Origin of the sequence: Serratia aquatilis (assembly GCF_044865145.1) — a bacterium.
Lineage (GTDB): Bacteria > Pseudomonadota > Gammaproteobacteria > Enterobacterales > Enterobacteriaceae > Chania > Chania aquatilis.
Map to the genome: position 1 here is coordinate 4,575,028 of NZ_CP173186.1, position 12,802 is coordinate 4,587,829.

The window sequence follows — 12,802 nt, forward strand, 5'->3', positions numbered from 1 at the left end:
CAGGCGTGGCGGGGATAGCATTGCGCGTGCATGTAAATAATTTAGCTTTATTAGCGCAGAGTTAGTGCGTTCTTCCTTAGATGTTCTCTCATTCATCCTGAAGCTAAAGGTATGCTTTAAAAGTTGATTATCCACATGCAAAAACTTAAAGCTCCTGAACCTCTTGTGATTATCGCTGTATGTATTCACAACTGTATAAAATCATACCTTGAAACAAATTTATGTTCTGTAATAGTGGTCTGTGACTAAAGTCCCTTCACGCACGGCTAAAGGATAAAAAAATAATGATAGAGTCTATAAGTGTTTCTCAAGCTGGCTCATATGGAAATGACGTTCAAAATTTGATGCCACTAGTAAAAATAAATTATATCTATGGATCAAATGGTGCAGGAAAAACTACAATTAGTAAAATAATCCATAATGAATCACACTTTCCAACTTGTAATATAAAATGGAAAAATAATAACAAATTAACTACTTATGTTTACAATAGAGATTTTGTAGTAAATAATTTCTCAGGAGATAGTATTCAAGGAGTATTTACTTTAGGTGAAGAAACAAAAGATCTCACAGATAACATAAGCCAGCTTATACAGCAAAGAGATAAAGAGCAAAGCTCAATAGACTCCAAGAAAAGAAATTTAGATAATAATGATAGCGTAAACCTTGGCATCTACCAAAAACTTGAAAAAATAGAATTAGAGTTTAAGAATGACTGTTGGAGTCAAAAGAAAAAACACGATGACTACTTTTACAAAGCATTCGAGGGCTTAAGAAATAACCAAGAAAAATTCAAGTCAAAGGTTCTAGAAGAGTTATTTACAAAAGATGTGGAATTACATCAGTTGCCAGACCTCATATCAAAAGCAAACAGTGTTTATTCAGATTCATTAATAGCTCATAAAACAATCCCATTACCAAACCTTAGTAATATTGAAAAGATTGTTAATGATGACATATGGGAAGAAAAAATACTAGGAAAAGAAGATGCAAGCGTTGCCGAAATAATAAAACAATTGGATAACAGTGACTGGGTCAAGGAAGGGATTAAATACCATGATAAACTTGAAACAAAATGCCCATTCTGTCAACAAGACACTCCACACAGCTTAAAAGCTGATTTAGAAAACTACTTTGATACAAGATATCTAGGAAAAATAGAAAGCATTAATACACTACTAAATAATTACATTTATGAATATAATTCACTCGATAATTATGTTGCAAGAATAAATTCAGAAAACTATGCATTTCTTGATTTGGAACTATTTAATACACGTTCTAAATTAATCTTATCGACAATATCAAAAAACATAGATGAAGCAAAAAGAAAATCAGTTGAACTAAGCACACCAGCCATTATGATAGACCTTGGTGAGCTTGCTGAAGAATTATTAGATGTTATCCTAATAGCTAACAAAAAAATATTTTATAACAATGAATTATATAATAACAGAAAAATTGAAAGGGAAAAACTCACCAAAGAAATATGGCATTACATAGTTAAAACTGAACTAAGTGATGCAATAAATAAATATAACACTGAAAAAAGCAAGCTAAACCGCGCAAGAGAAGGGTTAATTAAAGGCTTAGAAAAAGATCAGATCAGATTGAATAATATCATTGAAAAAATACGCAGTGAAGAATCCAAAAAAACTAGCGTCACTCCAACAATTATTGCTATAAATAGGATCCTTCTATCATTTGGCTTCAAAAATTTTAGCCTTGCACCCACCCCTGATTCGTTTAGCTATAAAGTAGTACGCGAAAATGGTGATAATGCTCTCAATACACTAAGTGAGGGTGAAAAAACTTTTATTACCTTCCTCTATTTTTACAATCTCATAAAAGGAAGCAACTCAGCATCCGGAATAATGAATGATAGAGTAGTTGTCTTTGATGACCCGATATCAAGTTTAGATAGTGATATTCTTTTTATAGTAAGCTCGTTAATGAAAAAAATTATAAAGGATATCAGAACCAATAACAGCCGTATAAAACAAGTCTTTTTCCTGACCCATAACATTTACTTCCATAAAGAATTGACTTTCGATATGGATAGAAATTTGGATGCTGCTCGATCTGATGAAACATTCTGGGTTATTAGAAAAAAAGATAAGCTATCCTTCATTGAAAGTCATGCTTGTAATCCTATTAAAACTTCATATGATTTATTATGGAGCGAGATAAGACGCCCAGATATAAATTGCATAACAATACAAAATACAATGAGAAGAATCCTTGAAAATTACTTCAAAATTTTAGGAGGATTTAATGTTTGGAAGCTCGAGTCACATTTTGAAGGTGACGAAAAAATAGCATTCAACTCATTAATCTCATGGATTAATGATGGTTCACACCACTCAAACGACGATCTTTATATTACTCTAGATCACAACTCTGTAAGTAAAAACCTTACTATCTTTCAAAAAATATTTGAATATAGCGATAATATTGCCCATTACAAAATGATGATGGGAGAACATTATAAAGCCCTACCTAATGATGATGATATCGATGTAAAGCAAAGTGCAAATGATGAACAGAATGTAGAAGTAATATAAAACAAACTCAAACTAACCGTAATTGAACTTAAACCATCCATTAAAGATAGTGGATGGTTTCTTCCTATAAGCATAGTTATGTATTACCAGAATATCAATTCTGTGGCTTTTCTTGTTTTGCAAAGTCATAAGGTGTCGTATATTGCGTTCGATTTATATCCAAATAATCAGCCCACCACTGCACCATCAAACGACGCTCTTCCAAATGTTCGGAGGTGTGAATATAAGCCGCACGAACATTATTACGCTCCGAATGACTAAGTTGGCGTTCTATCGCATCGTCGCTCCATAATCCCGACTCACCTAAAGCACCACGCGCCATAGTTCTAAATCCATGCCCGCAGACCTCGGTTTTCGTGTCGTAGCCCATCGCGCGCAATGCACTATTTACTGTATTTTCACTCATGACCTTTGTTGCATCATGATCTCCAGGGAAAAGCAGCTCTTTATCACCACTAATCTGTTTTAGCTGTTCCAACAAAACCAGTGCCTGACGACTTAACGGAACAATATGCTCCTCTTTCATCTTCATACCGCGATATGAATAACGCACACCTTTAATTTCTTCTCGTTTTGCCGGAATGCGCCATATAGCTTTATCGAAATCGAACTCATCCCAACGTGCAAAACGTAATTCACTTGAGCGCACGAAAGTTAGCAAGGAAAGCTCGACCGCAATCCGCGTCATCATACGACCACGAAATGCAGCGAGACGGGTGAGAAACTCAGGGAAACGGCTAGAAGGTAGCGCGGGGTAATGTCGCACTTTAGTTGTGGATAGCGCCCCAGCCATATCACTAGCCGGGTTAGAGTCGATGTAATCATTCTGGACGGCATAACGCATAATTGCTGTGACACGTTGCTGAAGACGTTGCGCGACATCATGCTTACCACTTGCATCAACTTTTTTAATCGGGGCTAAAAGGTGGCTGGTTTTGAGCTGGCGAATATCAGACGAACCGATATGAGGAAAGATATAAAGCTCTAGATAACGGAGAACACGCGATCGATGGTCTTCGCTCCAGCGCTTATTGCTGTCATGCCATTCGCGAGCGATGGTTTCGAAAGTATATGCTCCAGCATTCTCGGCCTGAGCTTCCTTCTTGTCGACTTTTGGGTCGATACCCTGCACTAACAGCTTTTTGGCTTCATCCCGTTTTGCCCTTGCTTCTGCAAGCGTCACGGTCGGCCAGACACCAAATGCTAGCCGATCCTCTTTTTTATCGGAGGGACGTCTGTATTTCATACGCCAATATTTAGAGCCTTTTGCCGAAACCTCAAGATACAAACCACCACCATCGGCCAATTTGTAGGTTTTGTCTTTAGGCTTGGCGGTCTCGACCTGTCTGGCGTTGAGCTTCATTTGGGGGCATATTTCTAATCGAAGTTTAATGCCCCTAATTATGCCCCCAGTGGTAGCCGGATTGCAACGGATGTGCTCGGACTCTTTAGGACAAAAAAAAAGCCTTTCGGCTTTCTTTTTAGTAACTTACGGACTGTTACGGACGTTCTCGAACTACTTAATGGTGCCGAAGGCCGGACTCGAACCGGCACACCTTGCGGCGGTTGATTTTGAATCAACTGCGTCTACCGATTTCGCCACTTCGGCACTGAAGTAGTATGCGGAAAACGTGGGCATTATACCTGCCAGCTTCCCTCGTGCAACACTTATCAAGCATTCAATGAATTGAATGTTGAAAAAAACGTCACACGTCTATTTTCCCATCATTACCCGCTTATTTCTTGCCCTACCTTACCCACTTTCATCCCCACCGCGTTGGTGAAAACTGCAAAACGGATCACATTTGCAGCAATCTGCGTTTTTAATTGCATATGAAAGCGAGTAAGGTGCAAAAATAAATTTAAATGAAAGCAAAAGAGAGGAATTAAAAATGAATGAAACTACAAGGCGCATGGCCAGGCTTATCGATCTCAGCGCAGTGCAGGCTGCCAACACCGAAGCTGATGTCCGCCACTGCGCCGAGTTGGCCAGCCGCTACCGCATCATCTCCGTGCACGTGCTGCCCTGCTGGACGCGCTTGCTCAGTACTCTGCTGCCGGAACAAGGCCGTGCGGACGTGATGATCGGCGGTCCGGTTGGCTTCCCCGGGGGCGGCCACGCTACAGATACCAAAGTGCAAGAGGTTCGTCAGTTGATTGCTGATGGTGCTCGCGAAGTGGACATGGTGGTAAATATCGGCAAGGTGCTGTCCGGCGATTATGACTATGTGCGCGAAGATCTGCGCCGTGTGGTTGAAGCGGCTGCTCCCATTCCCGCCAAAGTCATTCTGGAAACCCACTACCTCAATGAACAACAGATCCGCAAAGTCTGTGATATCGCAGTAGAAGTCGGTATGGCCTGGGTGAAAACCTCCACCGGTTGGGCGCCGACCGGTGCCACGGAAGAGAAGGTAGCAATCATTGCCGATCAGTTACGTGGCCGCATCCAGATTAAAGGAGCGGGTGGCATTCGCGATCTGGATACGGTTCGGGCGCTTTATCGCTTGGGCGTGCGCCGCTTCGGTATGAGCGCCAGCGCTACTCAAAAATTACTGGAGCAGTTGGAGCAAGACCCAAGCCTGTTCCCGGAACTGAACAATAACTGATACGCGATGCCCTTAACGCACCAGCGTAACGCTTCTCGGGGTGGTTAGCGCTGCCCCAACCAGGAGTGATAATAATGAAAGACTTGCTTCTTACCCTTGATGTCGGCACCGGCAGTACCCGCGCCGGGCTGGTTATGTGTACCGGGGAAATCCTTGGCTTCGCCCAGCGCGAATACGATCAGATCACGCCGCAGGCGGGATGGGCGGAACAGCCGCCGTCGCTGTGGTGGCAAAGTGCCTGTGAATGTGTTCAAGAGTTGCTGGCTCGCTTTGCCGAATATCGTTCGCGAATTGCTGCCGTGGGCGTCTGCGGGCAAATGCATGGCACTGTGCTGCTGGATGCCGACGGCGAACTGGTGATCGACAGCGCCCTGCTCTGGAACGACAAACGTTCGCAACCACAGGTGGAGCGCTTTAAGCAACAACAAGCCGCTGAACCCTGGCTGACACTGCTAAACAATCCCCCCACCGCCGCCTGGCCAGCCTTCAAGCTGTGCTGGCTAAGGGAAAATCATCCTGAGCTGTGGGCGCGCGTTGCCACCGTGTTGATGCCAAAAGACTATATCAACTTTCGGCTCTGCGGCGTGCGTGCCACCGATTACAGCGAAGCTTCCTGCTATTACCTGATGGATAGCAACACACAAACCTGGTCAGAAGTAGCGCTCAGCCAGTTCCAGCTGCGTCGCGATCAGTTGCCAACCTTACACCTTTCCAGCGATGTTATTGGCCAGATCGATCAGGCTGCCGCTGCCGCCACCGGTTTACCCGTAGGGATCCCGGTCGTGGCCGGTGCGGCAGATATGGCCGCCACGCTGTTGGGCTCTGGGGTGTATCAACCCGGTACCGCATCAGACAGCACCGGCACCTCCACGCTATTAACTGTGGTAGCCAAGCAACCACTGCTCGATCCCTGGATCAATAATCTGCATCTGGCCAACCCGGCCTGGGGCGGTTTTACCATTCTAGATGCCGGTGGCGATGCGATGCGCTGGGCGCGGATGGCGCTGAACGATAGCCGCCTCAGCCACCAGCAAATGCTCGATCTGGCTGCTGAAGTCACGCCGGGCGCAGAAGGTTTGCTGTTCCTGCCTTATCTAACCGGTGAACGTCTGGCGCAACACACTAACTCGCGGGCACAGTTCTTCGGGTTACAACGCAAACATCGGCAAGAGCACCTTTATCGTGCGGTGTTAGAAGGCGTCGCGCTGGCCGCATTGCGCAATCTGCAACAATTACGCCGTTGCACTCAGGAGCCTGAAGCCGTGATCGCTTCCGGCGGTGGTGCACGCAGTGCGCTATGGCTGCAAATTAAAGCCTCGGCCTACAACCTGCCGATCCTGCAAACCCGTAACCAGGAAAACGGTACCACCGGTTGCGCGATTATCGCGGGGGTCGGCGTCGGTTTGTTTAGCAGTTTTGCACAGGGCGTTAGCCGTACCGTCAGCGTCGAGCGGGAATTTATGCCGGATCCTCGGTTGCACCAGCACTACCTGCGCTGCTTTGAGCTGTTCGAACAGCTCTATCGTCAGGCCCAACCCCTCTACGAACAGCTTGATGTTATTAGCTCGTTCTCTTTCTCTGCGGATAAAGGAACTTCACAATGAGCGAATCTCTGATCAGTAAAACGACTCCGGCGCAACAGTCCGCAGCGGAAAGTATCGATCGCAGTGCCTATCTACCCGCCACGCCCTGGCTGCAACTGATGCTGGTCTGCTGCCTGTTTGCCCTTTGGGGCATGGCAGGCAACCTTAATGATATTCTCATCGCCCAGTTCAAGAAGGGGTTTGATCTTACCGATACCCAAACCGCGCTGGTGCAGTCGATCTTCTTCCTCGGTTACTTTCTGGTAGCGCTGCCCGCTGCGGCAGTGATCAAACGTTACTCATATAAGGTGGCGATTATTATTGGCCTGTGCCTGTATGCTCTCGGCTGTTTCCTGTTTATTCCCGCCGCGCAAATCATGACCTATGGCGCCTTCCTGGCTTGCCTGGGGGTAATTGCTGCCGGTCTGTCGTTCCTGGAAACGTCCGCCAATACATACTCTAGCCTGTTAGGCCCACTGGAAACCTCTACGCAGCGCATTAACTTCTCGCAGATCTTTAATTCGCTTGGGGTGATCTTCGGGGTGCTGATCGGCCAACAGTTGGTGTTCGGCAAGAACGATCCAACCCACGAGCAACTGCTACAGATGCCAGCAGAAATGGCAGAGGTTGCCCGCACACAGATGGTGTCGCAGGTAGTCACACCGTATCTGATCATCGGTTCGGTATTAGTGGTGCTGGCGCTAGTCTTTATGGCGGTCAAATTCCCTGCCTGTAAAACACAACGTTCGCAGGGTGCAGCTAGCAAGCCTCTTTCCCAGTCATTGCGTATCCTGCTGGCACTGCCGCGTTTTCGTCTTGGGGTGCTCTCCCAGTTTTTGTATGTCGGGGCGCAGGTTGGTCTGTGGAGCTTTACCATCCGCTTTGTGCAAATGATTGAGCAAGGCACCACCGAGCACTCCGCTACCTATTGGCTGATCGCCACGTTGGTTTGCTACTCCGCCGGTAAGGTGGTGACTACCGCGCTGATGAAGAAGTTCAACCCGGCGCTGTTGTTGGGCGTGTTCTGTTCCGTCTGCGTGTTGTTGCTGGTGTTAGCAGTCAATATTCACAGCCTGTTCGCCGTTGTCGCCATTATGGGCACCAACTTCTGCATGGCGCTGTGTTGGCCCACCAACTTCGGCCTGACCATCAAAGGGCTAGGGGAAGAAACGCAGGTGGCCGGTTCTATCGTAGTAATGTCGATTATCGGTGGCGCGGTGGTGCCACTGATCATGGGCATGATCTCCGATGCCAACGGCGGCAATATGCAAATCGCCTTCGCAGTCCCGTTGGTCTGTTTCGCTTACGTGGCGTTCTACGGTTTCTACTGCGTGAAAAAGGGGATATAGCATGGCAAATCTGATCGCGGGTCTGGCACATATTGGCCTGCGTAGTGCGGATATCGAACGGGCAGCCCGCTTCTATCACTCACTAGGCTTTACCACCATTCAGTCTCTGGCACTGGAGGATCCGCAGGGCAGTATAGAGGTACGTTTTCTGGCCTTGGGGGAATTAACGCTCGAGCTGTACCAGTTGCCATGGCAAGGGCAGCAGCGCGATACGGCATGCTTTGGAATCGATCATCTGGCGTTGCGAGTCAGCGATCTGGCCGCAGCACAGCAATGGGTGGAAGAACTTGGCTATCCACTGGCAGAAGGCCCCACTCTGCAACCCAGTGGCCGCAATGGCGTGCGCTACTTTATGATTGATGGACCAGACGGTGAACGGGTGGAGTTCAATCAGCCGTTGTAACACCGATTTTGCCAGCAACGCATGTGCGGGGTATATTACCCGCACATCGTTCAGCAGGCCGGGAGTGAGTATGTACGCAGAGGAACGCCAGGAGAAGCTTCTCGCCATTCTGAAAGAGAAGCGCAAGCTCTCCGTCGGGGAAATGAGCGAACGCTTCAACGTTTCCGGTGCCACTATCCGCACCGATCTGCGCATTCTGGAAGATGCCGGAATGCTCACCCGCACCCACGGCGGTGCCATCCTGCGCACCCGCGCCAGTTTTGAAATCAACTCCGACCAGCGTGAAGAAGTGAATCTCACCGCTAAAGAACAGATTGGCCAACTGGCAGCCAGCCTGGTAGAAGACGGCGATATTATCGTGCTGGATACCGGCACCACCACCTTGCAGATTGCCCGCCATATTCGCCAACGCCGTAACATTACGGTGATCACCAACGACTTCATGATCGCCAAAAGCCTGGAAGATGTTGATTCGATTCAAATCGTGTTGCTTGGCGGTATCGTCAAAAAAGGTTACCACTGTTCGGTGGCGATTAATGGCCGATCATTGATGGATACGCTGAATATCGATAAAGCCTTTATGGGGGTAAACGCCCTTTCGCTCAAGCATGGTGCCTGCGTGGCGGACATTATGCTGGCGGAAACCAAGCGCAGCATGGTGGAGCACGCCAATCAAGTGATCGTGGTGTGCGATCACAGCAAACTGGGTAACACTTCTTTGGCGCAGTTCGCCACCCCGGCGCAGATCGATACCCTGATACTTGATCGTCTGCCGGAGGATGCCGCAGATTACCATGAGGCCGGGATCGCGTTGTTAAGCGTCCAGGGCAACTAGGCTGTTCGGCGGCTCTGTTTGTTTTTGTTACGTGTCACATTATTCATCACAACCGGCTGTTACCTTCTTCCTTCTAAAAATCACCTTTAACCAACTAAATATAAAAGACTTTAATTAAAAATCACCCACTAAGCCCACCCTCACTTCTGTGACCCCCATCGTTTAAATGTTAAATCAGATGATTAAACATTAACTTCCATAACAAAAAATAACAGCCACTGCGCGGCAACATCGCCACCAGCCCGCCGCTGCCCAGGAGAGAGCATGATCCCATCGGAACGGCGCGATTTTATCTATCGCTACGTACATGAATATCAGCTGGTCACCATTGCGGCCTTGGCCGAGTTGATGAGCGTTTCACACATGACTGTGAGACGCGATATCCACCAGTTGGAAGAAGAAGGCAAAGTGATCAGCGTCAGTGGCGGTGTTCGCCTTAGCGACGCGCTGCGTCAGGAACTGGCCTACAAAGAAAAGGCTCAGCTCCACCACCGGCAGAAACGGGCAATCGGCAAATATGCGGCAGCGATGGTGGAAGATGGCCAGGTGGTTTATCTGGATGCTGGCACCACCAGCTTCGAAATCGCCCGCCATCTGGCGGAACGCTTCAATCTGACCGTGGTTACCAACGACTTTTCCATTATCCAGCACCTGATGAATCGCCCGCAGTTGAACCTGTTTCATACCGGCGGGCGTGTTGATCAACGTAACTTTTCCTGTGTGGGTAGCAGCGCCGCCACGCTGTTACGCACTCTGAATATCGATGTGGCCTTTATCAGCACCAGTTCCTGGGATCTGGAGCATGGCCTTTCCACACCACACGAAGAAAAAGTCCTAGTGAAACAGGCACTGCTGGAGGTCGCCCGGCGCAAAGTGCTGGTTTCCGACAGCAGTAAATACGGCAAGTACGGCATGTTCCGTGTATGCCCTCTCACAGCGCTCGACGACATCATCTGCGATGCAGCGCTGCCACCAGATGCGCTGCAGCAGCTCAAAGAGCGCGGCGTGCAGTTGCACAGCATCAACCTCTGATAACAACTACCTCCCTGAAGGGAAAGGAAAATAGCCATGAAGGTCGTCATTACCGGTGGAGCAGGTTTTTTGGGTCAGCGTTTAGCTACCGCATTATTGCGGGACAATATGCTGCCCTTCAGTGAATTGATTCTGGCGGATATTCAGCAGCCTTCCTCACCTGTGGAAGATCCGCGTGTGCGCTGCCTGGCACTCGATCTTACACAGCCCGGAGCCGCCAACCAGCTGATTGACCGTGACTGCGGCGTGCTGTTCCATCTGGCAGCCATCGTCAGCAGCCATGCGGAAAGCGATTTCGATCTGGGTATGCAGGTAAACTTTGATGCCACTCGCCAGCTCTTGGAAGCCACTCGGCATAACGCTCCGGCAATGAAGTTTATCTTTACCAGTTCGCTGGCCGTGTTCGGTGGTCAACTTCCCCCTGTCGTCAACGATGATTGCGCCGTTCTGCCGCAATCCTCCTACGGCGCACAGAAAGCCCTGTGTGAATTGCTGATCAATGACTATGCACGCAAGGGGTTTGTCGATGGGCGGGTATTACGTTTGCCCACTATCAGCGTGCGCCCCGGCAAGCCGAATAAAGCCGCATCGTCCTTTGCCAGCGGCATCATACGCGAACCGCTGCACGGTGAGCCTTCGGTATGCCCAGTTTCCGCCGGTCTGGCCTTGTGGTTATCAAGCCCTGGCACGGTGGTCGCTAACTTTATTCATGCCGCCACGCTACCTGCCGCGCAGTTTGGTAGCTCCCGCACTGTTAACCTGCCCGGTATCAGCGTGACCGTCCAACAGATGTTGTTCGCGCTTGGCGCGGTTGCCGGTGAGCAGGTTCGTCAGCGGGTCAGCTTTGTGCCGGATGAAACCATCAACCGGATTGTCGCCAGTTGGCCGGGTAACTTTGATGTTCGCCGCGCTCTGGCATTAGGGTTCTCTGTTGATGAAGACTTTCAGCAAATCATCCGCGACTTTATGCGCGATGACACGCTGCAGGCCGGGAGCTGATTATGGCACTTTATATTCCTATCATTGGTCTGGCCGTGGCGGTATTCGTACTGGTATTTCTAGTACTGCGTACCCGGGTTCACGCGCTGATTGCCATGTTGGCAGCCGCCTCAATCGCCGGTATTTCCGGTGGGCTGACGGCAGTACAGACGGTAGACACCATCAGTAAAGGGTTCGGCAGCACGCTCGGCAGCATCGGGATTGTCATCGGGTTGGGGGTGATGATGGGCCGCGTACTGGAAGTCTCTGGTGCGGCGGAACAAATCGCTTACAGCTTCATCAAGTGGTTGGGTAACAAACGTGAAGAGTGGGCACTGGCGATCACCGGTTATATCGTCAGTATCCCGATTTTCGTCGATTCGGCCTTCGTTATTCTTTATCCGTTAGTGAAGACGCTGGCCAAAAAAGGCAAACGCAATCTGCTGACGCTCGGCGTTGCTCTGGCTGGCGGCCTGATACTGACCCACCATGCGGTGCCACCCACTCCAGGGCCGTTAGGGGTGGCAGCTATCTTTGGCGTCGATATAGGTGCCATGATGATGGCAGGCTTGGTGTTGGCGATCCCTTGTGTGATCGGCGTTGTGATCTATGCTCGCTGGCTTGGCAACCGTTATCCCGATTTTGAGCCGGAAAACGTGGAGGATGAACCGGAAGATCTGCGTGCGGCCCATCAGCGTTATCTAGAAGATAAGGAAGGCAAAGCATTACCGAGTTTAACGTTATCACTGTTGCCAATCGTTGCGCCTATCGTGCTGATCTTTATCAACGCCGTGAACAACATGCTGGCAAAAACCGAAGGTATGGTGTGGTTAAGCGAAAGCCTTTGGGGGCAGATGTTTGCTTTTCTTGGTTCACCGATTATTGCCCTGGCCATCAGTGTGTTGCTGGCGGTCTACACGCTGATGCCAAAGGTTGATAAGCACGAAACGCTGGAGCGCTTGGAAGAGGGGTTACAAACCGCAGGGATTATTCTGCTGGTTACCGGGGCGGGTGGTGCATTAGGGGCAGTATTGCGTGAAAGTGGTACTGGCACCTTGCTGGCCCAGCACGTCGCCAACCTGCCTCTGACGCCGGTACTGATCCCCTTTTTCATCGCAACGTTGGTCAGGCTGATACAGGGTTCTGGCACGGTTGCCATGATCACCGCTGCATCTATCTCTGCACCAATCGTCAGCCAGTTGCCAGGGGTCCACATGCTTGCCGCCGCCCAGGCAGCGACCATGGGCGCGCTGTTCTTCAGCTACTTTAACGACAGTATGTTCTGGGTAGTGAACCGTATGATGGGAATTAAGGACGTTAAGCTACAGATGATGGTCTGGTCGGTGCCCACTACCATCGCCTGGGCTATCAGCCTGTGCGGTATCCTGCTACTGGATTGGATTTTGTAGATCTAACTCATCAGCCCCTAACCCAATCGTAGGGGCTGAATAC

At 49.0% G+C, this 12,802-nt stretch carries 10 protein-coding genes and 1 tRNA gene; 9 read left to right on the forward strand and 2 right to left on the reverse strand.

Going from position 1 to position 12,802, the window contains the following annotated elements; all coding sequences use genetic code 11:
- Positions 1-284 precede the first annotated feature (284 nt).
- Positions 285-2,564 (forward strand): AAA family ATPase, encoded by a 2,280-nt coding sequence (locus SAQUA_RS20700; RefSeq protein WP_380679690.1) that lies wholly within the window; start codon positions 285-287, stop codon positions 2,562-2,564.
- A 94-nt stretch (positions 2,565-2,658) separates the two neighbouring features.
- Here the strand turns inward: SAQUA_RS20700 and SAQUA_RS20705 are convergent, their stop codons facing one another.
- Positions 2,659-3,927 carry a tyrosine-type recombinase/integrase gene (locus tag SAQUA_RS20705; RefSeq protein WP_380679687.1) on the reverse strand — a complete coding sequence of 423 codons (1,269 nt, stop codon included), beginning with the start codon at positions 3,925-3,927 and terminating at the stop codon, positions 2,659-2,661.
- A gap of 161 nt (positions 3,928-4,088) precedes the next feature.
- Positions 4,089-4,173 (reverse strand) — tRNA-Leu (locus tag SAQUA_RS20710).
- Between the two features lie 283 nt (positions 4,174-4,456).
- On the opposite strand from SAQUA_RS20710, the gene deoC reads away from it, so the two are divergent.
- The 8 genes from deoC (at position 4,457) to SAQUA_RS20750 (ending at position 12,759) form a co-directional block, all read left to right on the forward strand.
- Positions 4,457-5,170: a deoxyribose-phosphate aldolase gene (deoC, locus tag SAQUA_RS20715; protein ID WP_380679684.1), complete on the forward strand. Its 714-nt coding sequence runs from the start codon at positions 4,457-4,459 to the stop codon at positions 5,168-5,170.
- 74 nt (positions 5,171-5,244) lie between these two features.
- Positions 5,245-6,774 carry an FGGY-family carbohydrate kinase gene (locus SAQUA_RS20720; protein ID WP_380679681.1) on the forward strand — a complete coding sequence of 510 codons (1,530 nt, stop codon included), beginning with the start codon at positions 5,245-5,247 and terminating at the stop codon, positions 6,772-6,774.
- Complete coding sequence (gene fucP, locus SAQUA_RS20725; RefSeq protein WP_380679678.1) at positions 6,771-8,102, forward strand: L-fucose:H+ symporter permease; 1,332 nt, start codon at positions 6,771-6,773, stop codon at positions 8,100-8,102. The genes SAQUA_RS20720 and fucP overlap by 4 nt, the downstream gene beginning before the upstream one ends.
- A gap of 1 nt (position 8,103) precedes the next feature.
- Positions 8,104-8,505 (forward strand): VOC family protein, encoded by a 402-nt coding sequence (locus tag SAQUA_RS20730; RefSeq protein ID WP_380679675.1) that lies wholly within the window; start codon positions 8,104-8,106, stop codon positions 8,503-8,505.
- Positions 8,506-8,575: 70 nt separating this feature from the next.
- Complete coding sequence (locus tag SAQUA_RS20735) at positions 8,576-9,340, forward strand: DeoR/GlpR family DNA-binding transcription regulator (protein ID WP_380679672.1); 765 nt, start codon at positions 8,576-8,578, stop codon at positions 9,338-9,340.
- A gap of 264 nt (positions 9,341-9,604) precedes the next feature.
- On the forward strand, positions 9,605-10,372 hold the full coding sequence (locus tag SAQUA_RS20740; RefSeq protein ID WP_380679669.1) for a DeoR/GlpR family DNA-binding transcription regulator: 768 nt from the start codon (positions 9,605-9,607) through the stop codon (positions 10,370-10,372).
- Between the two features lie 36 nt (positions 10,373-10,408).
- Positions 10,409-11,371 (forward strand): D-erythronate dehydrogenase, encoded by a 963-nt coding sequence (denD, locus tag SAQUA_RS20745; protein WP_380679666.1) that lies wholly within the window; start codon positions 10,409-10,411, stop codon positions 11,369-11,371.
- A complete protein-coding gene (locus SAQUA_RS20750) occupies positions 11,371-12,759 on the forward strand; it encodes a GntP family permease (RefSeq protein WP_380679711.1) in 1,389 nt (462 codons plus the stop codon). The genes denD and SAQUA_RS20750 overlap by 1 nt, the downstream gene beginning before the upstream one ends.
- The last annotated feature ends 43 nt before the right edge of the window (positions 12,760-12,802 follow it).

Bases quoted from the DNA above. Each gene is read 5' to 3' on its own strand.
- SAQUA_RS20700 (WP_380679690.1), top strand. From the start codon at position 285: ATGATAGAGTCTATAAGTGTTTCTCAAGCTGGCTCATATGGAAATGAC.
- SAQUA_RS20705 (WP_380679687.1), bottom strand. From the start codon at position 3,927: ATGAAGCTCAACGCCAGACAGGTCGAGACCGCCAAGCCTAAAGACAAA.
- deoC (WP_380679684.1), top strand. From the start codon at position 4,457: ATGAATGAAACTACAAGGCGCATGGCCAGGCTTATCGATCTCAGCGCA.
- SAQUA_RS20720 (WP_380679681.1), top strand. From the start codon at position 5,245: ATGAAAGACTTGCTTCTTACCCTTGATGTCGGCACCGGCAGTACCCGC.
- fucP (WP_380679678.1), top strand. From the start codon at position 6,771: ATGAGCGAATCTCTGATCAGTAAAACGACTCCGGCGCAACAGTCCGCA.
- SAQUA_RS20730 (WP_380679675.1), top strand. From the start codon at position 8,104: ATGGCAAATCTGATCGCGGGTCTGGCACATATTGGCCTGCGTAGTGCG.
- SAQUA_RS20735 (WP_380679672.1), top strand. From the start codon at position 8,576: ATGTACGCAGAGGAACGCCAGGAGAAGCTTCTCGCCATTCTGAAAGAG.
- SAQUA_RS20740 (WP_380679669.1), top strand. From the start codon at position 9,605: ATGATCCCATCGGAACGGCGCGATTTTATCTATCGCTACGTACATGAA.
- denD (WP_380679666.1), top strand. From the start codon at position 10,409: ATGAAGGTCGTCATTACCGGTGGAGCAGGTTTTTTGGGTCAGCGTTTA.